Raw genomic sequence first — 24,558 nt, 5'->3', positions numbered from 1 at the left:
TGTGCCCGGGAAATGAGAGTTTTACGGACCCGGTGGTGAGAGTTTTTGCCGTGACGGGCAAGGTGGAATTTCGTGGCGTGCACCGTCTGACCCCCCGTGCTACTGTCGCTCTCAGTTGCAGTTGTGGTTCCCAAGACTTCAAGTGCCCCTTCTTGGCTTCTGCCGGTGGGAGCGCTTTTGTATTTCCGGTCTTTTTCCGGGCGGGGTAATCATCGCGGCGACACGGTGTCCGCACGGTGTGGATTCCGATGTACTGCCCCAAAGGAGATATGACATGGCTGCTGGTACCGTGAAGTGGTTCAACGCGGAAAAGGGCTTCGGCTTCATCGAGCAGGAGGGCGGCGGTCCTGACGTCTTCGCCCACTACTCGAACATCGCCGCCCAGGGTTTCCGCGAGCTGCTCGAGGGCCAGAAGGTGACCTTCGACATCGCGCAGGGCCAGAAGGGCCCGACGGCCGAGAACATCGTTCCGGCCTGACGCTGACACAAAACTTGTAGCTGGGGCCCGCATCCTTCGGGGTGCGGGCCCCAGCTGCATGCATTTCCCGAACGGTTTGACCGACAGCACCTTTGTCCGCGTGGATTCGACCCCGCCGGATGTGCTTTCTTTTTACCCGGCCCATATTTGTGGTTTCTTGTGCCGCTCACTGCTGCGGGAATTCCTTGATATGCGCCACGCCGAGGAAGGTTCCGCATGAACCGCACGCGCATGAACGACCGCTCCGCCCGCACCTACGGTGCCCGTGCCGACGCCGGAAAGGGCGGCAGCCGCTTCGGCTCGCAGGGACCGCGCCGCACCGGCGGCCAAGGCCGCCGATCCGCCCCGGTGCAGGGTGAGTTCGCCCTCCCCGAGACGATCACCCCGGCACTGTCACCCGTCGAGGACTTCGCCGATCTCGGTATGCCCCCGGAGTTGCTGGCCGAACTCGGCAGGCAGGGCGTGACCGCACCGTTCCCGATCCAGGGCGCGACGCTGCCGAACTCGCTGGCGGGTCGTGACGTCCTGGGCCGCGGGCGCACCGGATCCGGCAAGACCCTCGCCTTCGGTCTCGCCCTGCTCGCCCGCACCGCCGGGCAGCGTGCCGAGCCCCGCCGCCCGCTGGGGCTGATCCTCGTACCGACGCGTGAGCTGGCACAGCAGGTGACCGACGCGCTCACTCCGTACGCCCGCTCCGTCAAGCTGCGGCTGGCCACGGTCGTGGGCGGAATGCCGATCGGCAGGCAGGCCGGCGCGCTGCGGGGCGGGGCCGAGGTCGTCGTCGCCACCCCCGGCCGGCTCAAGGACCTCATCGACCGTGGGGACTGCCGCCTGGAGCAGGTGGGCGTCACCGTCCTGGACGAGGCCGACCAGATGACCGACATGGGCTTCATGCCGCAGGTCACCGCGCTGCTCGACCAGGTCCGTCCGGAGGGGCAGCGGATGCTGTTCTCCGCCACCCTGGACCGCAACGTCGACCTGCTGGTGCGCCGTTATCTGACCGACCCCGTCGTGCATTCGGTCGACCCGTCGGCCGGTGCGGTCACGACGATGGAACACCACGTCCTGCACGTCCACGGCGCCGACAAGCACGCCGCCACGACCGAGATCGCCGCTCGCGACGGCCGCGTGATCATGTTCCTGGACACCAAGCACGCCGTCGACCGGCTGACCCAGGAACTGCTCGACAGCGGGGTACGGGCCGCCGCACTGCACGGCGGCAAGTCGCAGCCGCAGCGCACTCGCACCCTGGCGCAGTTCAAGACCGGGCACGTCAGTGTCCTGGTGGCGACCAACGTCGCGGCGCGCGGCATCCACGTCGACGACCTCGATCTCGTCGTCAACGTCGATCCGCCGACCGACCACAAGGACTACCTCCACCGGGGAGGCCGGACGGCCCGCGCCGGCAACGCCGGCCGTGTCGTCACCCTCGTCACGCCGAGCCAGCGCCGAGCCATGGTGCGCCTCATGTCGGACGCGGGCATCCGGCCGCGCACCACCCAGGTCCACTCGGGCGACGAGGCCCTGAGCCGGATCACCGGCGCCCAGGCCCCGTCCGGCATCCCGGTCGTCATCACCGCACCGGTGGTCGAACGCTCCAAGCGCGGCGCCTCCTCCCGGGGCAGGCGCCGTCCCGCTTCGGCGACCCGGCGCACGCCGGTGCGTGAGTCTCGCCCCGGCGCGGCCGCCTAGGGTTCGCGGAGGGACCCTCCTGGCCGCCCTCTGGCCCGCCCCCTCGGACCGTTCACCCCATCTCTTTGTGAGGCAAAATGCGTTGTGTCATCGCCCGCTTCCCGTTCGATCTCACGAAAAGCGGCGTGCTGGAATCGATGAAGGGCATCAAACCCGAGCCGGTCACCGGCGAATCGGTGATCATCGGCCGCCGTCACTACCCGGCCAAGCAGGTCGGCCAGGTCATCACGCGCCAGGACCGACGTGACTTCAGCGCCGCCGAGGTCCTGCGGGCCATGGCCAAGCTCGGCTTCACCTGCCGCACCATCCCCGAGGCCACCGCCGCGCCCGTGCACGAGCTCAGCCCGCTGCAGCGGGCTTCCGCGATGCTCGGCACCGCCGCGTCCGCCTGAACCGTCGCGGCGGTCGGTCAGTGGTCGGAGTAGCTGAAGTCGCCTACGGTCCAGGCGCTGACGTCCTCGATCGCCACGCGGTACATCCCGCCCGTCTCCGGGATCCCCACCGTGCCCTGCAGGATCCGGGCGACATGGAAGTGCAGGTGTGTGGGTACGCCGGCCTTCTGCGTGGGGGCCTTGAAGACGGCGGAGAACTCGCCCAGGCGGTCCGAATCCGTGAGGACGTCCGACACCCTCAGCTTCCACACCGCTTCGGGAGCGAGCCGACCAGTGATGACAGCGCCACTGGTGACCACGGTCAGGGACATCTGATTGCTTCGCCCGGATTCCACCAGGGCGGCGATGTCAACGAGGAGCTCGTCAGGCTTCGACATGAGGCGGATTGTATTCGTCGGCCGTACGACGCGGTTGTCCGGGACGCTGTCGTCCCGGGCAACAGGCGTGGGCGGCGGCCAGGCCCCTGGGACGCGGCTCTCAGTCGTCTCCGGCCGTGGTCGTGGGGTTCCCCGATTCGGCTGCGCGGCGGTATTCCGCGTTGATGCGCTGGGCTTCTTCGAGCTGGTCCTCGAGGATGATGATGCGGCAGGCCGCCTCGATGGGGGTACCCCGGTCGACGAGTTCCCGGGCACGTGCGGCGATGCGCAGTTGGTAGCGGGAGTAGCGGCGGTGTCCGCCTGCCGAGCGGAGCGGTGTGATGAGGCGGGCCTCGCCGATGGCGCGGAGGAACCCCTGGGTGGTACCGATCATCTCGGCGGCCCGGCCCATGGTGTAGGCGGGGTAGTCGTCGTCGTCGAGACGGTCGAACGAATCGTCTGCTGTCACTTGCACCTCTCTGCGAACACGCTGGAGGGGCCTTGGTGCCGTACGGCACCAAGGCCCCGAAGGAACTACTACACCATCTGCCGGTACTGATACTGCGCCGGCGTTCTGTTTCCGCATGCCCGGACGTGCTGCTGTCGGGGGTGCGGGGATCGCGGTTGCCTGACCGGAGACCACCTCACTATCGATGTCCTGCGGTACCCGGGCTCGAGAATTCCGTCCGGGCGATCCTGATGGCGCCGCTCCTCCGTTCTTCCCTCTGAAGCCGATGAAGCCGATCACTTGCCTGACGCTGTTCTGGCGGCCCCTGATCACTGCGGGCCCCCCGGCCCGGTCGCCAGTCCCGTCGCCGTCCTGCGTCAACCCTGGCTTCGGAACTCCGCCACCGTGCCGTCCTGCGAACTGCAACTGACTCTTTGCCGCCTGGCAGTTCATGTCTGCCAAGCCTTGCGATCTCTCTGGCTACGACAGAAACCATAATCACGCCGCGTCTCAATGTCTACTATGACCGCGATAGATTTTCGTGTCTGCGGCGTCGAGGTAATCGTCCCTGTCGACGCCCGGTCATGCCGGCGGGCTTCGGCAGGCGTAGGCGGGCGGTGCCACACTGGGGATGTGGCGGAGACCGGGCGGCAAGACGCTCAGCGGCTGAAGCGGGCCATCGTGGACCTGCTGGAGCGTCGTGCCGAGACCGCCTCGATCTGTCCGTCCGATGTCGCCCGCGCCGTCCACGAGGGGGACGACGACGGTTGGCGGGAGCTGATGGAGCCGGTTCGTCGGGCGGCCTGGCGGCTGGTGGCCGAGGGGGAGGTCGAGGTGACCCAGGGCGGGGAGGCCGTGGCGGAGGGCGAGGCGCGGGGGCCCATCCGTATTCGTCGCGCGCGGCGGTAGCGGCTGCCAGCGCGGGCGAGGCCGGTCCGGCGCGGCCCCGCCCGGAGACGGGACCGCCCTCTGCCGCGGGCCGCCGCAGGCGGGGCTCAGGCCGCCGGAAGCGTCCACTTCTGGGCCGCCGAGCCGTTGCAGGCGTAGATCTGCAACCGCGTCCCCTCCGCCGTGGCGGAGTCGGGGTCGTCCAGGCACAGCCCCGAGTTGGTGTTCTTCAGGGACGCGTCCGAGCTGGCGGTCCACTTCTGTGCGCCCGTGCCGTTGCAGGTGTAGAGCTGGACGAGGGTGCCGTTGGTCGTGCCGCTGTTCGTGACGTCCAGGCACTTGCCCAGTGTGCGCAGGGTGCCGTCCTGGGCGATCGTCCAGTCCTGGGCGTACGTGCCGTTGCAGGACCAGAGTCGGATCGCCGTGTGGTCGGCCGTACCGGAGTTGGCGTCGTCCACGCAGAGCGAGGAGCTGACGCCGGACTTCACCGGGCCCACCCGGGGCTTGGCCGGGGCGGAGGTGTCACCGGGGTAGGACGGGGGAGCGGCCGAAGCGCCACTGGCCCAAGCGGTGTTGGCGGTGGTGCCCAGGGTGAAGCCCAGGGTGCCGCCCGAAGTGAGCGCGGACGTCGGGGCGTAGGCGTTGTTCCACGCCGAGCCGTTGAACGTCGCCGACTGGACGTAGGGCGCGTTGTCCGCCGCGCCGGTGCCGTTGACGGTGAGCGTCCTGCCCGAGGGCAGGGTGAGCACGGCCTGGGGGAACAGCGGGGAGCCGAGGGCGAGATCGGACGTGCCCGGCGTCATCGGGAACATGCCGAGCGCCGACCAGACGTACCAGGCACTCATCGCGCCCAGGTCGTCGTTGCCGTCGGCCAGCCCCGCGGGGGAGTTGGACCAGATCTGGTCCTGGACCGCGCGCACGGTCGCCTGGGTCTTGTACGGCATGCCGATGTAGTCGTATTCCCAAGGGAGTTCGATGCTCGGCTCGTTGCCGACCCAGGCGTAGCCGTTCGCGCCGGTGTAGCTGCGCAGGACCGTGTCGAGGTAGTCGCCCATCACCTTGTCGCCGCCCTTGGCGGTGGCGAGGCCGGCCACGTCGAACGGCACCATGCCGGTGTAGATCCAGGAGTCGGCCTCCACCATGTCCGTCCCGCTGGTGGGGTCGAAGCCGCCGGTCCACGTGCCGTCGGCGTTGCGCGGCTGGACGAAGCCGGAGGCGGGGTTGAGGACGTTGCGCCAGTCCTGCGCCCGGTGCGCGTAGGTCTTCTGGTTCTGGCTGTCGCCGAGGGCGCCGGCGAAGGCGGAGAGGGCGAAGTCGGCGGTGTCGTACTCCAGGGTGGTGGCGACGGGGCCGTAGAAGTTGCAGCAGCCGTAGCTTCCGTCGTGCGGTTCGTAGCCCGGGTTGTCGAGGTAGTTCAGGCCCGGCCGGTCGTTGTTCGCGGTGCTCGCCTGCTTCACCAGGCCCGCGAGTGCCGCCGAGGTGTCGAAGTCCCGGGCGCCGAAGGCGTAGTAGTCGGCGATGATCGCGGCGGCCGGGTCACCGACCATGACGTAGGACTCGCCGTTGTTCTCCGACCACTTGGGGAAGATCCCGGTCTGCTGGTAGTCGTCGACCATCGACTGGGCGGTGTCGGAGGCCACTTGGGGGCTCACCAGCGCCTCCAACTGGGCCTGGGAGCGGTAGATGTCCCAGCCGGAGTAGTTGGCGTACGCCGCCCGGTGGCCGGAGTCGACCTGGTGCGTCCTGCCGTCGAAGCCGAAGTACTGGCCGTTGGTGTCGCTGATGACGTTCGGGTGCAGCAGGGAGTGGTAGAGCGCGGTGTAGAAGATCTTCTGCTGGTCCGTGGTCCCGCCGCCGATCAGCACCTTGCCGAGCGCCGAGTCCCAGGCGTCGTGCGCCGAGGTGCGCACGGCGTCGAAGTTCCAGTTCGGGTTCTCCGCGGTCCGGTTGGCGGTCGCGTTGGCGACGGAGACGTAGGAGAGGCCCACCTTGGCCTGGACGACCTGGTTCGCGGTGGTGTCGAAGGTGACGTGGGCGTTGGAGGCGGCGGCCTTCACCGTCGCCCCGGCGGCCGGCTTCGGGCCGATGCCGTGCAGTCGCGGGTGGTTGGGCTTGTCCGCCGCGTTCTTCCCGGCCCGCTCCACGCTCGGCGGGGGCTGCTTCGACGGGGCGAGGGAGCTGCCGCTGGAGGCGAAGGGCCGGTCGAAGACCATGTCGAAGTAGACGGTGTAGCTGTTCCCGGCGCCGCAGAACCTGCCGCTCGTCACCTGACCGCTGACCTCGGTGCCGGAGACGACGTTGAACTGGGTCGAACTGCCGCCGTTCTGGCTGCTGTTCAGCTTGAAGAGCAGATTCGCCCGAGTGGTCGCCGGGAAGGTGAACCGCGCCATGCCGCTGCGCGTGGTGGTGGCCAGCTCGGTCGTCACCTTGTTGTCGAGGGCGACCTTGTACGACCCCGCGGTGGCGGACTCGGCCGCGTGCGAGAAGGAGTCGCCGGCCGAGTTGTCGACGGCGCCGACCGTCGGCAGCACCGGTATGTCTCCCGCCGCCCCGCAGCCGGGCCCGGCGATGTGGGTCAGGCTGAACCCGGTGATCGAGGAGTCCTTGTACTCGTACCCGCCGCCCGGCGGCCGCGAGGAGGTGTCGGGGCTCCACTGCACCATGCCGAAGGGCACGTCCGCGCCGGGGAAGTCGTTGGCGTCGTTGGACGTGCCGATGAAGGGGTTGACCAGGTCGGCCGGGTGAGCCACGAGGTCTGCGGCCCGCGCCGGTACGGCCGAGGCGGCGGGCAGCGCGTACGCGCCGAACAGGGCGGCGCCGGCCACGGCGGCCAGGGCTGCGTAACCCCGGCGCGACCGGGACGGCCGCCGCCCGGGCGAGCCGTCACGGCGTCTGTCTGACGAGATCCAGGACATCGCGATGTGCCTCCTGCGGGAGTGGTGGAGGTGCGGAACCCAACGCTTTTCCTGGTGCGTGTGACAACGTTGTCGCGGGATCGGCCCGGTGAATCCGGTGACGCGGCGCTGTGCAACGTAGCGAGGGGTCGTGCTCACGTCAATGCTGTGGTGCGGGGTGACCGCCTTCGGCGGGGTGGGCCGTCACGGCGCATCTGCTCGGGCCCTCAGGGGCGAAGTCCTAGGGAGGCTGCCGTAGGGCCGAAAGCGTCCTGGCGAGGCTGCCGTATGGCGGAGAACGGGAGGCGCGGGTGGAGATCCGGGGTGCACGCATCCTCGTCGCCGGGGCGACCGGTGACATCGGCGCGGCGCTGGCCGAGCGGCTGGCCGGGCTCGGGGCGCTGACCGCGCTCGTGGGGCGGGACCCGGTGAGACTCGCCCAGGTGCGCGAGCGCTGCGGTCCCGGCCCCTCCCGGACGTTCGACGCCTGGGACCTCGATGCCGCCGAGGGTGCCGCGGGCTGGGCGGCGCGGGAACTGGGCGGGCTCGACGCCGCCGTGGTGTGCGTGGGGGTGGCCGCGTTCGGGCCGGTCGGCGAGATCGGCGAAGCGGTCGCGGAGCACCTGATGGCGGTGAACGCGCTCGCGCCCATGGCGGTCCTGCGCTCCGCGTCGACGCACGTCCCGCCGGGCGGACTGCTCGCCGCCGTCACGGGGACCGTCGCCCGCTCGGCACCGGCCGGCATGGCGGACTACGCGGCGGCGAAGGCGGCCCTGGCGACCTGGCTCACGGCTGCCCGCCGGGAGCTGCGCCGCACCGGAGTGGGGGTGTTGGAGATCTGCCTGCCCCACGTGGAGTCCGGCTTCGCCGGGCGCGCGGTGACCGGCACCGCTCCGCCTCTGCCGCAGGGCATCCCGGTGGCACAGGCCGTGGACGCCATCGTGGAGGGCATGTGTGCGGACGCGCGGTTCGTGGGACCCGGCGAGGGGGCCGGTGCGGTACCGGCCATGTCGAAGCGGGGTGTGTCGTGACGGGTGGTGCGTCGTCGCCGGGGCGGTCCCTCGATCCCGTGGAGGACGTCACGCCCCTGTCCCCGCGTCCCCTGTCGCGGGCCCTGTTCCGGCAGTGGTGGCGTGACTTGGTGTTCCTGCACTGGGCCGCCGATCCCGACGAGGTGGCCCGGCTGCTGCCTCCCGGCACGTTCCCCGACCTCCACCTCGGGCGTACCTACGTGGGCCTGGTCTTCTTCCGCATGGAGGACCTCGCCCTCGGACGGGGGCCCGCGCTGCCCTACCTGGGCAGCTTCGGCGAGGTGAACGTGCGCCTGTACAGCAGGGACGCGCTCGGGCGGCGCGGGGTGGTGTTCCGCTCCCTGGACTGCGACCGCCTGCTGCCCGTGCTGACGGCTCAGGCGGCGTTCGGGCTGCCGTACCGGTGGGCCCGTATCCGCGCACGGCGTCACGGCACCGCGATCTCCTACGACAGCCTCCGGCGCGGCGGTTCCGGGGCGGGCGCGCGGGTGCGCGCCGAGATCTCGCCCGAGCCGTACGCCGCCGACGCGCTGGAGGAGTTCCTCACTTGCCGCTGGGGGCTCCACGCACGCATCCGGGGGCGCACGTACTACCTCCCCAACACCCATCCCCGGTGGACGTTCACCCGGTGCGGGCTGAGCGGGTACGAGGAGTCCGTCGTCGCGGCGGCCGGCCTGTCCGCACCGCGCGGGGAACCCGACAGCGTGCTGTACGCACCCGGGGTCCCTGTCCGGTTCGGCCCGCCGCTGCGGATGCCCCAGGGATGACGGCCCCTCACCATGCCGCCGTCGGACCTAGGACCTGCGCCCCATGTGCGTCCGGAGCGCTCCGACTAGGGTCGGCACCCATGCAAGCTACCGACAGCGTCCGCCGCGACCCCGCGGAGCGCAGGCGCGACACCCTGGAACGGCTCCGCGCGGAGCGCGACATGTGGGTGTCCACGGCCCACCCCGACCACGGCCCGCACCAAGTGCCCTTGTGGTTCTGGTGGGACGGGCAGGCGGTGTGGATGTGCACCGGCGCGGGCTCCGCGACCGTGCGCAACGTGCGCGCGGAGCCGCGCGTGCGGCTGGCGCTGCCGGACACCTCCGACGTGGTGCTGCTGGAGGGGGAGGCGGAGTGTCATCCCGCGCCCGAGGTGCCGACGGAGGCGGCGGACGCGTTCGCGGGCAGGTTCGGCTGGGACCCGCGTACGGAGGAGGCACCCTTCGTGTACCTGCGCGTGGCACCGCGCACGGTGCGCGCCTGGTGCGGGACGCGCGAGCTTCGCGGCCGCGTCGTCATGCGCGAGGGGGTCTGGCTCGGTTAGAGGGGCCCGGCTCGGCCTGCCGTCGGTGCGGTCCGGAGGGGTGGCGGCGGCAACCCGGCCTGCCGTCCGAGAAGATGTCCCCATGACAGAAAGCAACCTGGCCGCCGAGGCCGGACAGCGCCTCGCGGCCGGTGACCCCGCCGCCGCTCTCACCCTCTACCTGCGGGCATGGAACCGTCCCGACGACGAGGTGGCGGAGAGGATCTTCGACCTCGTCTCCGAGTGGGGTGACATCGACGCCGCGCTGAAGACCGTCGAGGCGGAGGCCAGGGGTGGCAACGCCGCGGCCTACGAGGCCCTGGCCGAGCTGTTCGTCGAACTCGAGCGGCCCAAGGAGGCGTTGGCGGCGCTCCGGGCGGCGGCCGACGAGGGCCGTGACGTCACCCTGATGATCGCCTCGGTCCTGGCCGACGAGTTGGGGGACCGGAAGCAGGCCGAGGTGTACTACCGGCAGGCGCTCACCGACGACAACCCCCGCGCGCTCAACGACTACGGCGCCTTCCTCAGCGAGGACTTCGAACGGCTCGACGAGGCGGCCGACCTGCTGCGCCGGGCGATCGACCGGGGCGACGCGATGGCGGCCGGCAACCTCGGCCGGCTCCTCGCCGACGAGGAGAAGTACGAGGAAGCCCTTCCCTGGCTGCGGCAGGCGCTGGACGCCGGGCACCGTTCGGTGCTGGCGGTGCTCGGTGAGACCGAGCACGCCCTCGGCGACCTGGAGGCGGCCCGCACCCACCTGCGCGAAGCCCTGGCCGAGGAGATCACCGGCGCCCACTTCGCCTACGCGCTCCACCTCGCCGAGTCCGGTTCCCGCGAGGAGGCCGTACGGCACTACGAGGCCGCCGCCGAGGAGGACGGGGAGACCAACGCCTACCTCAACCTCGCCCTGCTCCATGAGGAGTTGGAGCAGTGGGGTCAGGCCGACCGCCGCTTCCGCGAGGCCATCGAGCACCAGGACGAGAGCGCCTTCGTCTACTACGCCCAGTTCCTCGCGGAGCAGGACCGGGGTGACGAGATCAGCGCGCTGCTGACCCCGGCGGCCCGACTCGGTGTCGACGAGGACGACATGGCCGAGCTGCGTGAGCTCGCCGACGAGGGTCGCTCCGGGAAGGGCTGACCGCTTCTCCACGCCGCCGACCTCGCCGAGGCCCGTCCAGCGGGCCTCGGCGGGAAGGCCGACGACGCCACAGCGGCCGAGCTGTACCCGCCGAGCGGCCGCTACGCCTCGGAGCGGGACGCCGTCACCACCCGCGTCCCGCGTCCAGCAGCACGTCCCGCACCCTGATCACGTCCGGGTTGGCCGGATGGCCCGGGCGCTGGACCAGGTAGCCGGTGTTCAGCGGCGGGTCCTCCGGGGTGTGCAGCGCGACCAGCGCGCCGGAGGCCAGCTCCGGTTCGCACAGGTACCGGGGGAGGACCGAGAAGCCCGCCCCGGCGGCCACCGCCGACTTCACCGCCCGCAGGTCCGGCACCGTGACCGCGGCCGGGCAGGTCAGGCGGGCGTTGAAGACGTGCCGCCAGTAGCGGCGGGCGATCGGGAGATCCTCCGCGTACGTGATCAGCGGCACGGGGTGGAGGGCCGACGGGCCTTCCAGCGCCAGCCGTTCCCGCACCCGGTCCGCCCAGACGGGCGCCGCCACCAGCACGAACTCCTCGTCCATCAGCGGTACCGCCGTGAGCGTGCGCCCGCGAGGGCGGTACGTGGCGATCACCAAGTCATGGCGGCCCGCGCGCAGTTCGTCCAGGAGGGGGTCTGTCAGGCCCGGTGTGACCCGCAGGCGGACGCCCGCCGCCGACAGCGGCGCCAGGGCGGGCAGGACCCGGGCCGAGAGGAGTTCGGCCGGGCCCGCCAGGTGGACGGGGGTCGCGCGTCCGGTGGTCGCCGTCTCCTGGCCCGTCGCGGCCGCGAGCGCGTCGAGCGGGGCCGCCACGCGGGACGCCAGGTCGTGGGCGACCGGGGTCGGGGCGACGCCGCGCGGCAGGCGTTCGAAGAGGGCACCGCGGTCCATGCCGCGTTCCAGCGAGCGGATCTGCGCCGTCACCGTGGACTGCGAGAGGCCGAGGAGGCCCGCCGCCGCCGTGAAGGAACCGGAGCGGTAGACCGCAAGGAACGTACGCAGCAGGTTCAGGTCGGCGGGGTTCATGCCGCGCGCGCCGCCAGGACACGCAGGGCCGTCTCGCCCCAGCGGATGTTCTCCTCCTCGAAGGAGATGCCCCGCAGCAGGGTCAGGTACGGGCCGACGCGCTCCGCCTCGGTCAGGTACTGGTCCTCGGTACGCCCTTGCAGCAGCCGTTCGCGCAGCCGCTCGTAGCGGGTGAGCTTGGCGCGGGCCCACTCCATCCGGTCGGCGATGTCGGCCTGGACGGCGGCGAGTTCACCTATGTCGGCGCACTGGACCTTGACCAGGAGGCCGTCCCGGATCGCGGTGGGGCGGCCGATCGGGTCGGCGATGTAGGCGCGCAGGGCGTCGTGGCCGGCGTCGGTCAGGGAGAAGAGGCGCTTGTCGGGGCGGCGGTCCTGGCGGATCACCCGCGCGGTAACGAGTCCCTCGCGCTCCATCCGGTCCAGCTCGCGGTAGAGCTGCTGGGGTGTGGCCGTCCAGAAGTTGGCCACCGAGGCGTTGAAGCCCTTGGCCAGGTCGTAGCCGGACGCCTCGCCCTCCAGGAGGGTGGCCATCACCGCATTGCGCAAGGTCACCTCCTCACTCTACTCTCCAACACACCTATTCAACTTGTTGAGTAAGGAGCATCCGTGCATCCCTTCCGTGCCGCCGTGGAGAACCGCGACGCCGCCGCCATAGAGGCCCTCCTCGCGGAGGACGTCGTCTTCACCAGCCCCGTCGCCTTCAAGCCGTACGCGGGGAAGGCGATCACCGCCGCCATCCTGCGCGGTGTGCTGCGGGTGTTCGAGGACTTCCGCTACGTCCGGGAGATCGCCGACCCCGGCGGGCGGGACCACGCCTTCGTCTTCACGGCCACCGTCGACGGCCGGGAGATCCAGGGCTGCGACTTCCTCCACTTCGACGAGGAGGGCCGGATCGACGACTTCACCGTCATGGTCCGCCCGCTCTCGGCGGCCCAGGCGCTGTCGGCGGCCATGGGCGCGCAGTTCGACCGGATCAGCCGCGAGGCGGCCGGCGCCTGAACAGGCGCCGGCACGGTCCCGCGACTCAGCCGAGCCGCTTCAGGACCTCTTCCGCGAGCGGAGCGGAGGACGCCGGGTTCTGGCCCGTGATCAGGTTCCGGTCGATCACGACCTTCGGCGCCCACGGCTCACCGACCTGCACGTCGACGCCCGCCTCGCCGAGTCGCGTCTCCAGCAGCCACTTGGCCTTGTCGGCGAAACCGGCCTGCGTCTCCTCGGCGTTGGAGAACGCGGCGACCTGGTAGCCGGCGAAGGCGTTGCTTCCGTCCGGGCGGGTCGCCGCGAGGAGCGCAGCCGGGGCGTGGCAGACGACGGCGAGCGGCTTGCCCGACTCGAGGGTGTCGATCAGCAGACGGCCGGAGGTGGCGTCCACGGCCAGGTCCTCCATGGGGCCGTGGCCGCCGGGGTAGAAGACGGCGTCGTAGTCGGCGAGGTCCACGTCCTCCAGCCGGACGGGGCGCTTGAACTCGTCCGCGGCCTCCAGCGCGGCGGCGATCCGGTCGGCGTTCTCCTGGCCGCCGTTGACCTCGGGCGCGAGGCTGCCCTTGTCGACGGTCGGCACGACACCGCCCGGCGTGGCCACGACGACCTCGTCACCGGCCGCCTTGAACGCCTCGTACGGCGCGACGGCCTCCTCCGCCCAGAAGCCGGTCGGGTGCTGGGTGCCGTCGGCCAGCGTCCAGTGGTCGGCGCCGGTCACCACGAAAAGGATCTTCGACATCAGGTCTCTCCAAGCAGTATGAGGTCAGGGGAGCACCGGCTCCCCACTCGACCGTAGACCGGTGCCCGGAGCGGCACCAATGAAGCGGCCGATGTCCGGTATCGGAAGGTCGATGGGTCCTACGGGAATACCCTTCGAGCCTCTGACCTGCACAGACGCCTATCCCGCGGTCGATCCGACCGTCGCCCCCCGGAACGTGCGCCGATACGCCAGCGGGGTCACCCCGATCGCCGCGTGCAGATGCTCGCGCAGCGAGGTCCCGGTGGCGAAGCCGACCTGTGCGGCGAGGTCGTCCACGGCCAGATCGGTGGTCTCCAGCAGGTGCCGCGCGCGGGCGACCCGCTGCTGGATCAGCCAGCGCCCCGGACTCGTGCCGACCTCCTCGTTGAAGCGGCGCGCGAAGGTGCGCACGCTCATCCGGGCGTGTCCGGCCAGCTCCGTCAGCGACAGCGGCTCGTGCAGGTGCTCCAGCGCCCACTGCCGGGTCGCCGAGGTGCCGCTGGCGGCTTCCTCGGGCACCGGGTGCTGGATGTACTGCGCCTGCCCGCCGTCGCGCCACGGCGGTACGACGCACGCGCGGGCCACGTCGTTGGCGACGGCCGCGCCGTGGTCCTGGCGCACGACGTGCAGGCACAGGTCGACCCCGGAGGCCGCGCCCGCCGAGGTGAGGAGCTCGCCGTCGTCCACGAACAGCACGTCCGGGTCGAGATCCACCTCCGGGTACCAGGAGCGGAAGGTGTCCACGAGGGACCAGTGGGTGGTGGCGCGGCGGCCGTCGAGCCGTCCGGCGGCGGCCAGGACGAAGGCGCCGGTGCAGATGGACACGATCCGCGTGCCGGGCGGTACGGCCGCGAGCGCCTCGCCGAGCTTCGGGGGCAGTCCGCGGCGCACCATGGAGACGTCGAACGGCGGCAGCACGACGGTGTCCGCCGTCGCCAGCACCTCGGGCCCGTGCCCGACGGTGACCGAGAAATCGGAGTTGGTGGCGACGGGCCCGCCGTCGACCGAGCAGGTCAGCACCTCGTAGCGGCCCCAGGCCGATCCGAAGACCCGGCTGGGGATGCCCAGCTCGAAGGGGTAGACCCCGTCCAGGGCGAGGACGACGACACGATGCGGAGCGGTCATGGCACGATCCCGTTGAAAGATGGCATTCATGCCATGGTACGCCCGGCCGGCCCGCGCGAACCTGGACGTATGACGAATCACCCCACCATGCGCGCCATCAGCCAGGACGAGTACGGCACCCCCGAAGTCCTGAAGGAGACCGAGCTGCCCCGCCCGGAGCCGGGCCTCAGCGAGATCCTGGTCTCCGTCCGCGCCGCCGGTCTCAACCCGACCGACTGGAAGCACCGCTCCACCGGCCTCTTCCTCGGCCGCCTCCCCCTCGTCCTCGGCTGGGACGTCTCCGGCGTCGTGGAAGCGGTCGGCTACGGCGTGACCCTCTTCAAGCCCGGCGACGAGGTCTTCGGCATGCTGCCCTACCCGTACGGCGTCGGCGCCCACGCCGAGTACGTGACCGGCCCCGCCCGCGCCTTCACGCACAAGCCGGCCTCCATCGACCACGTCCAGGCGGGCGCGCTGCCGCTGGCCGCGCTCACGGCGTACCAGGCGCTGGTGGACACCGCCCGGGTCCAGCCCGGCCAGCGGGTGCTGGTGCACGCCGCCGCCGGAGGCGTCGGCCACCTCGCCGTGCAGATCGCCAAGGCCCGCGGGGCGTACGTCATCGGCACCGCGAGCGAGCCGAAGCACGAGTTCCTGCGGTCGCTCGGCGCGGACGAGGTGATCGACTACCGGGCCGGCGACTTCCGCGACGCCGTGCGGGACGTCGACGTGGTGCTGGACCCCATGTCCGGTGACACGCGCGTGCGTTCGCTGGACGTACTGCGCCCCGGCGGCGTCCTCGTCTCCCTGCTGCCCGGCACCGATCCGGAGGAGGGGGCGAAGGCGGAAGCGCGCGGTGTGCGGGTGGAGACGCTGCTCGTCGAGGCCGACCAGGAAGGGATGAAGGCGGTCGCCGAACTGGCGGCCTCCGGCGCGCTGCGGGCCCACGTCGAGGCGGTGTTCCCCCTCGAGGAGGCGGCGAAGGCGCACGCGCTGGGCGAGACGGAGCGGACGACCGGCAAGCTGGTGCTGACGGTCGGTTCCTGACCCGGAACGTGGGTGAGCCCTGCCGCTCGTCGGGAAGCGGCAGGGCTCTCGCGCACGTACAGATGTCAGATGTACCGCTCCGCGGGGGTGGGGCGGATGAAGCCGGTCCATGCGGAGGGGGACACCTGGAGGACGGGTCCGGCCGAGGCTTTGGAGTCGCGGATGTGCACCGTGTTCGGGGTGAGGGCGACCTCTACGCAGTTGCCGCCTTCGGCGTCGCTGTAGCTGCTCCTGAACCAGACGAGGGGCTCAGCAATGCTCATAGCTCTCCCAGCAACCTCTCGATGAAGTTCGCTGACTCTCGCGGGCTGAGAGCCTGCGAACGGATGATCCCATAGCGGGCCGAGGCGAGACTCGTCTGTTCGGGGTCGGTTTCCAGCTTGCTGGTCGCCTGCGCCTCCACGTACAGGAAACGCTTGCCGTCGAGGCGGGTGACGACGGTGAAGGGGCCGCCCATGCCCGCGTTGTCCTCGCACTCGATCGGCATGACCTGGAGTTCGACGTTGTGCCGCCGGCCTGTCAGAAGGAGGTGTTCCAACTGACCACGCAGCACCTTCTTGCCGCCGTACCGGTGTCGTAGCACCGCCTCTGTCATGACGAAACTCAGCAGTGGCGTGGGGTGTCGGTCGAAGATGTCCTGTCGGGCCAGCCGGGCGGTCACTCGCTGCTCGACCGTGTCCGGGTCGAGGGCGGGACGCCGCATGGCGAACACCGCGCGCGTGTACTCCTCGGTCTGGAGCAGGCCGTTGATCAAGAGGGCGTCGTACTCCAGCAGTTCCAGTGCCTGCTTCTCCAACTGCGCCATGCCCTGGAAGAACACGGGGTACTGGGCCCGCTCCAACTCTTCCTTCCAGAGCTTCAACAGGCCGCCCGCATCGAGTGCTTCGTCGACGCCGTCGATCGCGCGAGGTGGTGGAATGCGGCGCCCCTGCTCGAAGGAGGCGATGGTGGCAGCCGAGTAGCCCAGCCGCCTGCCGAGTTCCTGGCGTTCCATCCCGGCCCGTAGGCGCAGGGTTTTCATGGTTTGCCCGAACGCTGCGACCACGCCTTGCGCGGTCTTGTCGGCCATGCGCGTACCGCCGCCGTCGGCGCCCTCGCCGCTCTTCGGGTTCGTCTCGATCTCCGTCATCACACCACCGCCTCCCCGGACCAACGCCCGTCCGGGGGCGCCGTCACGCCGTGCTGCTCGTACCGGTGTCGGCGCCGCGCGTACAACCGGTTCGCGTCAGTGCGTCACCGCTGGTCACGCTATGCCACCGGGAGGACCGTGGAGCCCATGATGAGCAACCTCGGTGGCCACACCGAGCACTTGGTGACCGACTTCGCCATGCGGTTCACGTCCACGCCTCGCGGAGCCCGCCTGGCTCGCCGGCTGGTCGGACTCCGCCTCCACGAGTGGGGCATCCCCCACGGCACCGACGCCCACGACGACATCGTCCTCGTCACGGCCGAGTTGACCGCCAACGCGGTACGGCACGGGCACGTCCCCGGGCGGGACTTCCACGTCCGGCTGTCCCTGGTGGGTCCGCCCTCGCGGAGGGCGCGGATCGAGGTCTCCGATACGCGCGGGGAGCGGATGCCGCCCAGGCCCGGGGAGTTGGAGGAGCCTGGGATGGGGGACGGAGGGAGGGGGCTGCTGTTGGTGTCAGGGCTGGCTGCGGCTTGGGACTGGCGTGTGCGGGGGGAGGGGCCGGGGAAGACGGTCTGGGCGGAGCTGGGGGTGGGGGAAGGGTGGGGAGCCGGGGGTGAGATGTCTTGGAAAGCCCCCACATAAGGACCTACACCTCACTAAAATCGGGCGACTTCGACGTATCCGAATTGGGGCGTAGCTCGACGTGAACCCGTACAGTTCCACACCTCGGCGGACCGCACCGGGGAGGCCATGGTGGAAGACCACCCCGGCCGGGCTGGGAATCCTGGCGTTGGTGACGATCGTCGGGGCGTTCAGCTTCCCGCTCGGGTTCCTCGTGCTGGTCGCCGCCGTCGGGCTGCTGTGGTTCCTGCCTCCGTGGCGCTGGTACGCCAAGCTCGGTGCGAGCGTCGGGGCGCTGTTCCTGCTGACGGTGGGCGCGGGCCTCGGCGGGCAGCTCCAGGAGACGGGAAAGACCGACGCCAAGTCCGTCGAGCCCCGCACGCCGAGCCCCAAGGCGTCCCCGAGCCGGGCGGTCGAGCTGAAGGCGCCGGACCTCCAGGGCAAGCATCTTGACGCCGCGGAGCACACCGCCCGCGACGCGGGCTACATCACGCGGCGCCATGACGCCTCCGCGGAGCACCGGGCGATCCTCCTGCGGTCCGGCTGGGTCGTGTGCTTCCAGGAGGCCAAGCGTGAGACGGCAGGCAAGGTGCTCACCTTCGCGGCCGTCAAGGCGGGCGAACCGTGCCCCGCGAAGGACGGCGAGGAGATCCCCTGGCCCACGATGCCGCAGTTGACGGGCAGGACCTGGCAAGCGTCCGTAGGAGCGCTGACGGACCTCGGGGTGGACAAGGACGCGATCCGGGCCGAGTCGCACTATCTGAACGACGAGCTGCCGGACGGCGACCATGACGCATGGCGCGTGTGCGAACAGGACCCCGCCGAGGGCGCTTCCATCACCGCAGCGGTGACACTCGAACTCGCCCACCCCCAGGTCGGCTGCTCCCAGGCGGGCGCCTCCCTCGCGGACAGGGACGCTGACGGCGACCCCGACTACCGGGACCACACCGACGACCGGGATCGCGGCACCGGATCGACCGGAGGCGCATCCGGCGAATCCGGATCGGCCGGATCAGCCGGGGGATCGACCGGATCGGCCGCGGGGTCGACCGGGGGCGGTGGTTCGTCCGGATCGGTCGGAGGGTCGACGGGAGGGGGCGGTGGTTCGTCGTCGTCCGGCGGGGGCGGCGCCGGGATCGTCCACCCCGGCTCCTACTGCGCACCCGCAGGCGCCACGGGCGTCACGCGGGCGGGCACGTCCATGGTGTGCGGTCCCGGCTCCGACGGCCGGAACAGGTGGCGGTCGGGGTGAGGGCCGGTGAGCGGCACGGCTACGGGGTCAGGGCACGATCGCGCTGCTCGGACCCCGCCGCTCGCCCTCGTCTCACTCCCCGCCGTCCCTCCCCAGCCGCACCGGCAAGGTCCTGTGTCCGTTGCTGATCAGGGACGGCACCGGGTGCAAGTCGGCTGCGGGGACGGCGAGTTCCAGGTCCGGGAAGCGGTCGAACAGGCGCCGTAGTGCCGTGCTCACCTCCAGCCGGGCCAGCGGAGCGCCCAGGCAGAAGTGGATGCCGTGGCCGAAGGCCAGGTGGTCCTTCGTCGGGCGGGTCGCGTCGAAGTCGTCGGCGGTCGGGCCGTGCCAGGACGGGTGGCGGTTGGCCGCCGCGTAGGAGGCGAGGATCGGCTCGCCCGCGCGGATGCGGCGGCCGTCGGGGAGGGGGATGTCGCGGACCGCGTAACGGAGGGGGAGGTGCTTGACCGCCGGTTCGTGGCGCAGGGTCTCCTCGACCACGTCGTTCCAGTCCGCGCGCCCCGCGCGGACGTGATCGAGCTGGGTCCGGTCCGTCAGGAGGGTGGTGACCGCCTGGTCGATGACGTTCACCGTCGTCTCGTAGCCCGCGCTGATCACCAGCAGCAGGGTGTCCCGCAGCTCCTCGCGGGTGAGGGCGTCGCCGGCGCCCTCCTCGTCGCGGGCCATGATGAGGAGGGAGGTCAGGTCGTCGGCCGGAGTGACCCGCTTCGCCTCGATCAGGGCGTCCAGCATCTTGTACAGGGCCCTGGTGCTCTGTGTCGCCTGCTCCACCGTGAGCGTCGTGTCGAAGACGCCGTCCACCGCGGCGCGGAACTCCGGCGAGTGCACCTCCGGTACGCCCATCAGCCTGCTGATCACCGTGATGGGCAGGGGGTAGGCGAAGTGTTCGCGCAGGTCGACGGTCTCGTCACCGGGCCGCTCCGCGAGGTCGTCCAGCAGGTCCGCCACGATCGACTCGATGACCGGCCGGAGTGCGGCGATCCTCCGCGCGCTGAACGCGGGGGCGACCATGCGGCGCAGCCTGCGGTGGTCGCCCCCGTACGCCGTGAACATGTTGGTCACCGCCACCCACAGCGCCAGCGGCCACGTCGGAGCCGTCTCGGCGAAGGCCGGCCAGTGGGCGCGCGGGTCCTTCGAGACGTCCGGGCTGGTCAGCAGTGCCTTGAGGAGGGCCGGGTCGCTCACGGACCAGGCCGTGAGCCCCAGGATGTCCACCGGCGTGGCCGGACCCCGGGCGTGCAGCGCCCGGTGCTCGGCGTGATGATCGGCGCCGGTGGGATCGAGGACCAGGGGCGGCTGCTCGGGCACGAGGGCTCCTAGGTGGGGGAAGTGGACACGGGCGCACCGTGGTCAACCGTAGGAGCGCCACTTCCCCCGGCGCAACGGTGAGCCGGATCGCCATCTCCCTTGATCAGTCAACTAGTTGGGGCGCCGGCCTCACCACCCCACCACCCCCGCCCCCTCCTGGAACGTCCCCGTCACCCCGTCCGCCCCCACGCACGCCAACCGCACGATCGCCTCGGCGCCCTCCTGCACACTCTGCGTCCCCGTGTCGTGGTTCAGGTCGGTCGCCGTGAAGCCGGGGTCCGCCGCGTTGATACGCAGCCCCGGGAACGCCTTCGCGTACTGCACGGTCAGCATGTTCAGCGCGGCCTTGGAGGCGGGGTAGGCGAGGTCCGGGTAGAAGTGCTCCGGCGCCGCCGGGTCGGCCAGCGCGCGGGTGAGGGCCAGGCCGGTGCTGACGTTCACCACGACCGGTGCGGCGGAGCGCAGCAGGAGGGGGAGGAAGGCCTGCAGCACCCTCACCGGGCCGAACACGTTCGTCTCGAACACCGTCCGCACCTCGTCGGCGGTGGTGGCCGCCGGGTCGACGAAGCCGCCGTCCGGGCGGCGCGGCTCGACGCCCGCGTTGTTCACCAGTACGTCCAAGCCGCCCGTCGCCTCCAGCGTGCGGACGGCCGCCGTCACGGACTCGTCGTCGGTCACGTCGAGCCGCACGAACCGCGCGCCCAACTCCTCGGCGGCCCGCTCGCCCCGCTCGGGGTCGCGGGCGCCCACGAAGACGGTGTGGCCCTCGGCCAGCAGGCGGCGGGCCGTCTCGAAGCCGAGGCCCTTGTTCGCTCCGGTGATCAGTGTGTTCGTCATGCCTCCAGCGTCCGCCGGGCGCCCGTCACCAGCCAGAGGAGCCGTTTTCCTGGGACCGGCGGTACCAGGCGGGCGGGCGCCCCGCGCGGCACACTGGACCGTATGGCGAGCGCGGAACTCGGGAGTACGATCCACCGCTGGCGGGACCGGCTCCCGCCCGGCCAGGCGGGCCTGCCTCCGGGCGGCCGCAGACGTACCTCGGGGCTGCGGCGGGAGGAGCTGGCCCAGCTCGCCGGGATCTCCGTCGACTACGTGACCCGGCTGGAGCAGGGCCGGGCCACCAACCCCTCCTCCCAGGTCGTGGAGGCGCTCACCCGGGCGCTGCGCCTGTCGGCGGCCGAGCGGGACCATCTGTACCGGCTCGCCGGGCTCGCCCCGCCGGCCCCGAAGACCGTGCCCTCCTTCATCCCGCCCAGCGTGCACCGGCTGCTGGACCGGCTCGGCCGGACCCCGGTCGCCGTGTACGACGCCACCTGGACCCTGCTGACCGCCAACCCGCCCTACGCGGCCCTCATGGGCGACTCCACCCGCTGGAGCGGGCGCCGACTCAACGGTGTCTGGCGGCACTTCGCCGGTCCCGGCTCCGGTGTGCGGCACACCCCCGAGTCGCTGGCGATGTTCGAGAGCGCCCTCGTCGCCGACCTCCGCGCGGCCGCCGGACGCTACCCGGACGACCGCGACCTCGCCGGACTGATCGCCGAACTGCGCGCGGAGAGCGCCCGGTTCGCCGAGTTGTGGGACCGAGGCACGGTCGGCGTCCATGACGCGGCGCGCAAGACCGTCGACCATCCGGTGGTCGGCCCGCTCACCCTGGACTGCGACATCCTGTCCGTCGCCGGCAGCGACCTGCGGATCATGGTCTACACGGCCGAGCCCGGCACCGAGGACGCCGAACGGCTGGCCCTGCTCATGGTGTTGGGGACACAGGAGGTGACCGTCGAGAGCTGATTCCTCGCCTCACCGGGTACCCGTACCCACACCCCGCCGCACCCCGGCCGCACGGAGAGGGACGAACATGGCGCCCACGACACGCCCCCGCTCAAGCCGACTTCGGGCCTGGCTGACCCTCGCCACGGACAACTGGCTCTCGCGCGGCTACCTCGTGGTGGCCGGGTCCGCGCTCGGGTTCTTCCTGTACGCCGTCTACCTGTCGCCCGACCCCGGCTTCGCCGCGATCTGGCCCTTCGCAGCCACCCTGCCGCTCAGCGCGGTCGCCTTCCTCGCGCCCTCGCCCGGACTGGACCCCTCGGCGGACTGGCTCAGCCCGCTGCTCTTCGCCGCCTGGGTGGTGCTGTGCGCACTGGTCGACGCCGGCCTGCTCGGTCTCGCGGTACGCGCGTTCCGCACCCGGCGGCACCGGTCGGCGGCCTAAGGAGTCCCGACCGGATACCGGTGCACCGGCGGCAGCCCGGTGAGCAGGCCCGGCCACACCGTGTCGATGACGTGCGCGCTCGGGGTGAACAGCGGCCGGGGCAGCTCGGCCGGGTCGTGCCACTCCCAGCGGTCGATCAACTCCGGCTCGCGCACGCTCGGTTCACCCTCGTACGCGATCAACCGCACCGCCGCCGTCACCCGCGGGATGCCGTGCGCGGAGTCCATCAGCAGCGCCAGCAGCCGCGCGTGGGCCGCGTCCGCCCGCAGCCCCGTCTCCTCCGCCAACTCCCGCACGGCGGCCTCCGCGAAGCCCTCCCCGGCGTCGTTCTTCCCGCCCGGCAGCTCCCACACCGCGCGCTTCCTCGACCAGCCCAGCAGCACCCGGCCCGCGCCGTCGGTCACCACGACCCCGGCACCGGTGAGCGCGTGCGGCGAGGGCCGCCCCTTGTCGGCGCAGGCGTCGTCCTCCACGGCTTCCCCTTCCTGTCGCGCGGAAGGCGCCGTCACTGCTCCTTCCGCCACACCTGGACCCCCAGTCTGCCGGTCGTGCCGAGGTCCAGTTCCGGCGTCACCATCACCGGCGCGGCGCCCGCCTTGGCCCGGACACGGAGGTAGGGGGCGTTCACGGCACCGCCGAAGGCCTCCACCCTGTTGCGCCAGACGATGCCGGACAGGGCGCGCTCGCCGGGCCGCAGGGTGAGGGGACGCGCCACGTCCGGCGGCCCGCCGAGCTGGGCCACCTGGGCGGAGGGGAGCACCTCCACCCCCTCGACGCGCTCGTGGTCGCCGTCGATGATCTCCAACTCGGGCCGGCCGTCGAGCGTGTACGGCTCCTTGCCGCAGTTCCGCAGGTGCAGGCCCACCACGCGCAGCCCCATCGCCGCGTCCCCCTCGTCGGCGTACACACGCACACCGGACGCGGGACAGGGGCCGCCGGGAGCCGGGGCCTCGGCGGTGGGGACGCTGCGGACGGACATGATCGACACGCTGGTGCCGCCCGCGATGTCACCGAGGCCACGGCTCATCGCCACCCTGCCGCGCAGGGTCCTGCCGGGCCCGACGCCCACGACCCGGCTCGCGCCGGTGTAGCCCCTGGCGTCGAAGACGACCGTGTACGTCATGGCGTGCGGGGCGGGGTTGGCCACCTCGAACTCCACCGTCAGCGAGCTCGAACGGCAGACACCCTCCTCGTCGATCGCACCGGCGTACAGGCGGGTGATGCGTACCCCGCCCTGGGCGGTGCCCGTGGTGGACGGCACCGGGGTGGGCGTGCCCGGCGGGCGCGGGGCGTCGGCGGTGGCCGTGGGGCGGGTGAGCGGAATCCCGCCGTAGCGCGGGACCTTGGAGGGGCACAACGGCTCCGCGCTCACCCCACCCGCACCGAGCGGGCCGGACCCGGCGGTGCCGCACCCGGCGAGGGTCAGAGAGGCGAGCACACTCAGTCCGGCGAATGATCTGCGCATCAGGCGAGTTGAGCAGCCGCCGCCCCCTGCGGCTGTGGCGGAGGCCACTCCTCCGGTCACAGGACTGCTACAGGGCCCCGTCCCGCCCCTCGAACGCCCGCAGAATCCGCTCCGCCGCCAGCGTCGCCGTCAACGAACCGTCCCGGACGTCCTGTTCGAGATCCGGCGCCAGCCGCCTGACCTCGGGATCGGAGTGCAGCCGGCCGAGCAGCTCGTCGCGCACCATCGACCAGGTCCAGCGCACCTGCTGGTCCCGGCGCTTGGCGGTCAGACGCCCGGTGGAGTCCAGCAGGGTGCGGTGCTGCTCCAGGCGCTCCCACACCGTGTCCAGACCGCTCGTCTCACGGGCGCTGCAGTGCAGCACGGGCGGGGTCCAGAAGGCGTCCCTGCCGTGCATCAGGCGCAGCGCGCCCGCCAGTTCACGCGCCGCCGCCTTCGCGTCCCGCTCGTGCGGGCCGTCCGCCTTGTTGACGGCGATCACGTCGGCCAGCTCCAGCACGCCCTTCTTGATGCCCTGGAGCTGGTCGCCGGTGCGGGCCAGGGTGAGCAGCAGGAAGGAGTCCACCATGTCGGCGACCGCGGTCTCCGACTGGCCGACGCCGACCGTCTCCACCAGGACCACGTCGTACCCGGCCGCCTCCATGACCACCATGGACTCGCGCGTCGCCTTCGCCACCCCGCCCAGCGTGCCCGCGCTGGGGGAGGGGCGGACGAACGCCCGCGGGTCCACCGCGAGGCGTTCCATCCGGGTCTTGTCGCCCAGGATCGAGCCGCCGGTGCGCGTCGAGGACGGGTCCACGGCGAGCACCGCGACCCGGTGGCCCTGTCCGGTGAGCATGGTGCCGAACGCGTCGATGAACGTGGACTTGCCCACGCCCGGCACCCCGCTCACCCCGATCCGCCGCGCCCGCCCGCTGTGCGGGAGCAGCTCGGTGAGCAACTCCTGCGCCAGCGCGCGGTGCTGCGGTCGGGTGGACTCGACGAGGGTGATGGCGCGGGCCACCAGGGCGCGCTTCCCGTCGAGCACGCCCTTCACATAGGTGTCGAGATCGATCGCGGCCATGCCGGG

General features: G+C 71.7%; 28 protein-coding genes. 14 read left to right on the top strand and 14 right to left on the bottom strand.

All coding sequences use genetic code 11. The annotated features are described in order from the left end of the window. Positions 1–274: 274 nt before the first annotated feature. The 3 genes from HEK131_RS21530 (at position 275) to HEK131_RS21520 (ending at position 2,562) form a co-directional block, all read left to right on the top strand. Positions 275–478 (top strand): cold-shock protein, encoded by a 204-nt coding sequence (locus tag HEK131_RS21530; protein WP_008743748.1) that lies wholly within the window; start codon positions 275–277, stop codon positions 476–478. A gap of 216 nt (positions 479–694) precedes the next feature. Next, complete coding sequence (locus HEK131_RS21525; protein ID WP_244336613.1) at positions 695–2,170, top strand: DEAD/DEAH box helicase; 1,476 nt, start codon at positions 695–697, stop codon at positions 2,168–2,170. 77 nt (positions 2,171–2,247) lie between these two features. After that, positions 2,248–2,562, top strand: a complete 315-nt coding sequence (locus tag HEK131_RS21520) for an SCO5918 family protein (RefSeq protein ID WP_217464909.1) — start codon at positions 2,248–2,250, stop codon at positions 2,560–2,562. Between the two features lie 17 nt (positions 2,563–2,579). Here HEK131_RS21520 and HEK131_RS21515 read toward each other — a convergent pair whose 3' ends face one another. Then, positions 2,580–2,939 carry a hypothetical protein gene (locus tag HEK131_RS21515; RefSeq protein WP_217464908.1) on the bottom strand — a complete coding sequence of 120 codons (360 nt, stop codon included), beginning with the start codon at positions 2,937–2,939 and terminating at the stop codon, positions 2,580–2,582. 100 nt (positions 2,940–3,039) lie between these two features. Next, positions 3,040–3,387: a MerR family transcriptional regulator gene (locus HEK131_RS21510; RefSeq protein ID WP_161147409.1), complete on the bottom strand. Its 348-nt coding sequence runs from the start codon at positions 3,385–3,387 to the stop codon at positions 3,040–3,042. Positions 3,388–3,999: 612 nt separating this feature from the next. Between HEK131_RS21510 and HEK131_RS21505 the strand changes: the two genes are divergently transcribed. Beyond that, the gene (locus HEK131_RS21505; RefSeq protein ID WP_244336612.1) at positions 4,000–4,275 is read left to right on the top strand and encodes a DUF3253 domain-containing protein; all 276 of its coding nucleotides are present in this window, start codon (positions 4,000–4,002) and stop codon (positions 4,273–4,275) included. 86 nt (positions 4,276–4,361) lie between these two features. Here HEK131_RS21505 and HEK131_RS21500 read toward each other — a convergent pair whose 3' ends face one another. Further along, positions 4,362–7,169: a lectin gene (locus HEK131_RS21500; RefSeq protein WP_244336611.1), complete on the bottom strand. Its 2,808-nt coding sequence runs from the start codon at positions 7,167–7,169 to the stop codon at positions 4,362–4,364. A gap of 290 nt (positions 7,170–7,459) precedes the next feature. On the opposite strand from HEK131_RS21500, the gene HEK131_RS21495 reads away from it, so the two are divergent. From HEK131_RS21495 to HEK131_RS21480, 4 genes are all read left to right on the top strand, one after another. After that, positions 7,460–8,179: an SDR family NAD(P)-dependent oxidoreductase gene (locus HEK131_RS21495; RefSeq protein WP_244336610.1), complete on the top strand. Its 720-nt coding sequence runs from the start codon at positions 7,460–7,462 to the stop codon at positions 8,177–8,179. Positions 8,180–8,217: 38 nt separating this feature from the next. Continuing rightward, a complete protein-coding gene (locus HEK131_RS21490) occupies positions 8,218–8,946 on the top strand; it encodes a YqjF family protein (protein ID WP_244336609.1) in 729 nt (242 codons plus the stop codon). Between the two features lie 80 nt (positions 8,947–9,026). After that, entirely contained in the window at positions 9,027–9,488 is a 462-nt protein-coding gene (locus HEK131_RS21485) for a pyridoxamine 5'-phosphate oxidase family protein (RefSeq protein ID WP_244336608.1), read from the top strand. 82 nt (positions 9,489–9,570) lie between these two features. Beyond that, complete coding sequence (locus tag HEK131_RS21480; protein WP_244336607.1) at positions 9,571–10,605, top strand: tetratricopeptide repeat protein; 1,035 nt, start codon at positions 9,571–9,573, stop codon at positions 10,603–10,605. 124 nt (positions 10,606–10,729) lie between these two features. On the opposite strand, the gene HEK131_RS21475 is transcribed toward HEK131_RS21480, so the two are convergent. Together HEK131_RS21475 and HEK131_RS21470 are read right to left on the bottom strand one after the other, a co-directional pair. Further along, the gene (locus HEK131_RS21475; RefSeq protein ID WP_217464902.1) at positions 10,730–11,632 is read right to left on the bottom strand and encodes a LysR family transcriptional regulator; all 903 of its coding nucleotides are present in this window, start codon (positions 11,630–11,632) and stop codon (positions 10,730–10,732) included. Further along, positions 11,629–12,186: a PadR family transcriptional regulator gene (locus tag HEK131_RS21470; protein WP_244336606.1), complete on the bottom strand. Its 558-nt coding sequence runs from the start codon at positions 12,184–12,186 to the stop codon at positions 11,629–11,631. Before HEK131_RS21470 ends, HEK131_RS21475 begins: the two co-directional genes overlap by 4 nt. A gap of 54 nt (positions 12,187–12,240) precedes the next feature. On the opposite strand from HEK131_RS21470, the gene HEK131_RS21465 reads away from it, so the two are divergent. Next, positions 12,241–12,633 (top strand): nuclear transport factor 2 family protein, encoded by a 393-nt coding sequence (locus HEK131_RS21465; RefSeq protein WP_217464901.1) that lies wholly within the window; start codon positions 12,241–12,243, stop codon positions 12,631–12,633. A gap of 25 nt (positions 12,634–12,658) precedes the next feature. Here the strand turns inward: HEK131_RS21465 and HEK131_RS21460 are convergent, their stop codons facing one another. After that, entirely contained in the window at positions 12,659–13,354 is a 696-nt protein-coding gene (locus tag HEK131_RS21460; protein WP_244336605.1) for a type 1 glutamine amidotransferase domain-containing protein, read from the bottom strand. Positions 13,355–13,513: 159 nt separating this feature from the next. Beyond that, on the bottom strand, positions 13,514–14,479 hold the full coding sequence (locus tag HEK131_RS21455; RefSeq protein WP_217464899.1) for a GlxA family transcriptional regulator: 966 nt from the start codon (positions 14,477–14,479) through the stop codon (positions 13,514–13,516). Positions 14,480–14,566: 87 nt separating this feature from the next. On the opposite strand from HEK131_RS21455, the gene HEK131_RS21450 reads away from it, so the two are divergent. Then, complete coding sequence (locus tag HEK131_RS21450) at positions 14,567–15,502, top strand: NADP-dependent oxidoreductase (protein ID WP_244452097.1); 936 nt, start codon at positions 14,567–14,569, stop codon at positions 15,500–15,502. A gap of 65 nt (positions 15,503–15,567) precedes the next feature. On the opposite strand, the gene HEK131_RS21445 is transcribed toward HEK131_RS21450, so the two are convergent. Both HEK131_RS21445 and HEK131_RS21440 read right to left on the bottom strand, forming a co-directional pair. Continuing rightward, positions 15,568–15,765, bottom strand: a complete 198-nt coding sequence (locus HEK131_RS21445) for a DUF397 domain-containing protein (protein WP_244336604.1) — start codon at positions 15,763–15,765, stop codon at positions 15,568–15,570. Then, positions 15,762–16,631 carry a helix-turn-helix domain-containing protein gene (locus HEK131_RS21440; protein WP_432215658.1) on the bottom strand — a complete coding sequence of 290 codons (870 nt, stop codon included), beginning with the start codon at positions 16,629–16,631 and terminating at the stop codon, positions 15,762–15,764. The genes HEK131_RS21445 and HEK131_RS21440 overlap by 4 nt, the downstream gene beginning before the upstream one ends. 147 nt (positions 16,632–16,778) lie before the next feature. Between HEK131_RS21440 and HEK131_RS21435 the strand changes: the two genes are divergently transcribed. Further along, complete coding sequence (locus tag HEK131_RS21435) at positions 16,779–17,276, top strand: ATP-binding protein (protein ID WP_244336603.1); 498 nt, start codon at positions 16,779–16,781, stop codon at positions 17,274–17,276. A gap of 151 nt (positions 17,277–17,427) precedes the next feature. Then, positions 17,428–18,507, top strand: coding sequence for a PASTA domain-containing protein (locus tag HEK131_RS21430; protein ID WP_244336602.1), 1,080 nt, complete (start codon positions 17,428–17,430; stop codon positions 18,505–18,507). Positions 18,508–18,579: 72 nt separating this feature from the next. Here the strand turns inward: HEK131_RS21430 and HEK131_RS21425 are convergent, their stop codons facing one another. After that, positions 18,580–19,815 (bottom strand): cytochrome P450 family protein, encoded by a 1,236-nt coding sequence (locus tag HEK131_RS21425; RefSeq protein ID WP_244336601.1) that lies wholly within the window; start codon positions 19,813–19,815, stop codon positions 18,580–18,582. A 129-nt stretch (positions 19,816–19,944) separates the two neighbouring features. Then, complete coding sequence (locus HEK131_RS21420; protein WP_244336600.1) at positions 19,945–20,652, bottom strand: SDR family NAD(P)-dependent oxidoreductase; 708 nt, start codon at positions 20,650–20,652, stop codon at positions 19,945–19,947. Positions 20,653–20,754: 102 nt separating this feature from the next. Between HEK131_RS21420 and HEK131_RS21415 the strand changes: the two genes are divergently transcribed. Next, complete coding sequence (locus HEK131_RS21415) at positions 20,755–21,600, top strand: helix-turn-helix transcriptional regulator (protein ID WP_244336599.1); 846 nt, start codon at positions 20,755–20,757, stop codon at positions 21,598–21,600. A gap of 67 nt (positions 21,601–21,667) precedes the next feature. Next, complete coding sequence (locus HEK131_RS21410) at positions 21,668–22,024, top strand: SCO4225 family membrane protein (protein ID WP_217464894.1); 357 nt, start codon at positions 21,668–21,670, stop codon at positions 22,022–22,024. On the opposite strand, the gene HEK131_RS21405 is transcribed toward HEK131_RS21410, so the two are convergent. The 3 genes from HEK131_RS21405 to meaB form a co-directional block, all read right to left on the bottom strand. Further along, positions 22,021–22,497, bottom strand: a complete 477-nt coding sequence (locus HEK131_RS21405) for a nucleotide triphosphate diphosphatase NUDT15 (RefSeq protein ID WP_244336598.1) — start codon at positions 22,495–22,497, stop codon at positions 22,021–22,023. The two genes, HEK131_RS21410 and HEK131_RS21405, sit on opposite strands and share 4 nt — an antisense overlap. Positions 22,498–22,529: 32 nt before the next feature. Beyond that, positions 22,530–23,489 (bottom strand): DUF4232 domain-containing protein, encoded by a 960-nt coding sequence (locus HEK131_RS21400; RefSeq protein ID WP_244336597.1) that lies wholly within the window; start codon positions 23,487–23,489, stop codon positions 22,530–22,532. Positions 23,490–23,556: 67 nt separating this feature from the next. Further along, positions 23,557–24,552, bottom strand: a complete 996-nt coding sequence (gene meaB, locus HEK131_RS21395) for a methylmalonyl Co-A mutase-associated GTPase MeaB (protein ID WP_244336596.1) — start codon at positions 24,550–24,552, stop codon at positions 23,557–23,559. Positions 24,553–24,558 lie beyond the last annotated feature (6 nt).

The sequence above is a fragment of the Streptomyces seoulensis genome, assembly GCF_022846655.1.
Lineage (GTDB): Bacteria > Actinomycetota > Actinomycetes > Streptomycetales > Streptomycetaceae > Streptomyces.
The sequence above is the reverse complement of the archived record's forward strand: the minus strand, read 5'-3'. Positions and strand labels throughout refer to the sequence as shown.

Excerpts from the sequence above, each read along its gene's own strand:
- HEK131_RS21530 (WP_008743748.1), top strand. The coding sequence starts at position 275 with ATGGCTGCTGGTACCGTGAAGTGGTTCAACGCGGAAAAGGGCTTCGGC.
- HEK131_RS21525 (WP_244336613.1), top strand. The coding sequence starts at position 695 with ATGAACCGCACGCGCATGAACGACCGCTCCGCCCGCACCTACGGTGCC.
- HEK131_RS21520 (WP_217464909.1), top strand. The coding sequence starts at position 2,248 with ATGCGTTGTGTCATCGCCCGCTTCCCGTTCGATCTCACGAAAAGCGGC.
- HEK131_RS21515 (WP_217464908.1), bottom strand. The coding sequence starts at position 2,939 with ATGTCGAAGCCTGACGAGCTCCTCGTTGACATCGCCGCCCTGGTGGAA.
- HEK131_RS21500 (WP_244336611.1), bottom strand. The coding sequence starts at position 7,169 with ATGTCCTGGATCTCGTCAGACAGACGCCGTGACGGCTCGCCCGGGCGG.
- HEK131_RS21485 (WP_244336608.1), top strand. The coding sequence starts at position 9,027 with ATGCAAGCTACCGACAGCGTCCGCCGCGACCCCGCGGAGCGCAGGCGC.
- HEK131_RS21480 (WP_244336607.1), top strand. The coding sequence starts at position 9,571 with ATGACAGAAAGCAACCTGGCCGCCGAGGCCGGACAGCGCCTCGCGGCC.
- HEK131_RS21475 (WP_217464902.1), bottom strand. The coding sequence starts at position 11,632 with ATGAACCCCGCCGACCTGAACCTGCTGCGTACGTTCCTTGCGGTCTAC.
- HEK131_RS21460 (WP_244336605.1), bottom strand. The coding sequence starts at position 13,354 with ATGTCGAAGATCCTTTTCGTGGTGACCGGCGCCGACCACTGGACGCTG.
- HEK131_RS21455 (WP_217464899.1), bottom strand. The coding sequence starts at position 14,479 with ATGACCGCTCCGCATCGTGTCGTCGTCCTCGCCCTGGACGGGGTCTAC.
- HEK131_RS21450 (WP_244452097.1), top strand. The coding sequence starts at position 14,567 with ATGCGCGCCATCAGCCAGGACGAGTACGGCACCCCCGAAGTCCTGAAG.
- HEK131_RS21445 (WP_244336604.1), bottom strand. The coding sequence starts at position 15,765 with ATGAGCATTGCTGAGCCCCTCGTCTGGTTCAGGAGCAGCTACAGCGAC.
- HEK131_RS21440 (WP_432215658.1), bottom strand. The coding sequence starts at position 16,631 with ATGACGGAGATCGAGACGAACCCGAAGAGCGGCGAGGGCGCCGACGGC.
- HEK131_RS21435 (WP_244336603.1), top strand. The coding sequence starts at position 16,779 with ATGATGAGCAACCTCGGTGGCCACACCGAGCACTTGGTGACCGACTTC.
- HEK131_RS21420 (WP_244336600.1), bottom strand. The coding sequence starts at position 20,652 with ATGACGAACACACTGATCACCGGAGCGAACAAGGGCCTCGGCTTCGAG.
- HEK131_RS21415 (WP_244336599.1), top strand. The coding sequence starts at position 20,755 with ATGGCGAGCGCGGAACTCGGGAGTACGATCCACCGCTGGCGGGACCGG.
- HEK131_RS21410 (WP_217464894.1), top strand. The coding sequence starts at position 21,668 with ATGGCGCCCACGACACGCCCCCGCTCAAGCCGACTTCGGGCCTGGCTG.
- HEK131_RS21400 (WP_244336597.1), bottom strand. The coding sequence starts at position 23,489 with ATGCGCAGATCATTCGCCGGACTGAGTGTGCTCGCCTCTCTGACCCTC.
- meaB (WP_244336596.1), bottom strand. The coding sequence starts at position 24,552 with ATGGCCGCGATCGATCTCGACACCTATGTGAAGGGCGTGCTCGACGGG.